Origin of the sequence: Vibrio sp. 10N.222.55.C6, assembly GCF_041473395.1 — a bacterium.
Taxonomy (GTDB): Bacteria; Pseudomonadota; Gammaproteobacteria; order Enterobacterales; family Vibrionaceae; genus Vibrio; species Vibrio crassostreae_C.
Genome location: NZ_JBFRSD010000136.1, coordinates 1 through 1188, shown reverse-complemented (window position 1 = coordinate 1188; position 1188 = coordinate 1). Strand labels below are relative to the sequence as shown.

The following is a 1188-nucleotide window of genomic DNA, read 5'->3' as shown; positions in this document are numbered from 1 at the left end:
CGACTACGCCACTGACAACTGTTTTATGGAATCAGATCCAAGCCGACTTGTATAAAGGTGGTTTAAACAGTTGCTCTGCTTTGAAGCAAGCCGTGAACACCCAAAATAGCATTATCCAAAATGTGAAAGAGCATGACTTCCGAATTGCGAACCGATACAACATCGCAGTAGAGGACTTGTATGGTGATTTCGTTAAAGATCAAAATACTGAGCTCTACGATTTAGCGCAGAAGATGATGCCTGCCATTAAAAAGTCGTATCAAGAGACCAAAGAGATTCAAAAAGAGAACCCGACAGCCCAGCAAGCTTATGTTGACTATTACTGGCAGCATTGGGATTACTCCAAGAAGAACGAAATTAATAAGTGGTATAAAGTTAAAACAGTGATGACTGCGGACAAGCTGATTGTGATCGAACATGAAGTTTCAGCCGACCTGCAGACAGAACTGGCGTTAAGTGAACATTTTGAGCGTAATGGTCAGAAGAAAGATGGCTTAGAGTATGACAGAGCAGCTTCGTTCTCATTGAATAGTGATGGAACGGAATATTCATGTTCAGTGCAAGAGACCATCAAGCAGCAGGTTCTGCCTAACTCATTGACTACTTTTGGTGTGATTAACCGTAGCGGGTCTCAACAACCTGATTGGGACAGCTGTTCTCGTCAAGACGTGGGTGCGGGCTTCATGCAAACCTTGTCGGCTGATGTTGTCGGTGACTACAAAGATCAGTTTACTCAGGTACAAGCGAAATTTAATTTTGAGAATAATGCACCACATCCAGAGTGGGTGAATTTGGGTGATTCATTGGGTAGCGTTTCACGCAGCGACTTTGATGCACTCAGCTATCTCTCGGTAGACTTTGATGACAATAGTTCTTATGGCTCTGATAGTTGGAACAGACATAAGTATGCGTACATTGAGAATACACCGTTTGATTACACTCAAACGATAACGTCTAAATACTCTCAAGGTAACTGGACCAAAGGTTATTATTACCAGAATGGAACAAGTCGAATGGAATGTTCAGATGATGGTGTGAATTGGTCAAAAGATACTTGTAAGCAACGCTGACGAAGTCGTTACTCAATAACTATAAATAGCTTTACGCAATAAAAAAATCCAGTGCCATCAGACACTGGATTTTTAGCTTTAGATAATATTAAAACGCGTTGTTAAGCGATCTCAATCT

The 1188-nt window shown here is 41.3% G+C and carries 1 protein-coding gene; it reads left to right on the top strand.

Annotated elements, in window-relative coordinates; translation table 11 throughout:
* Positions 1 to 1070 (top strand): hypothetical protein (locus tag AB4486_RS22915; RefSeq protein ID WP_372118791.1); only part of this gene is annotated, 1070 nt, incomplete at its 5' end.
* Positions 1071 to 1188 lie beyond the last annotated feature (118 nt).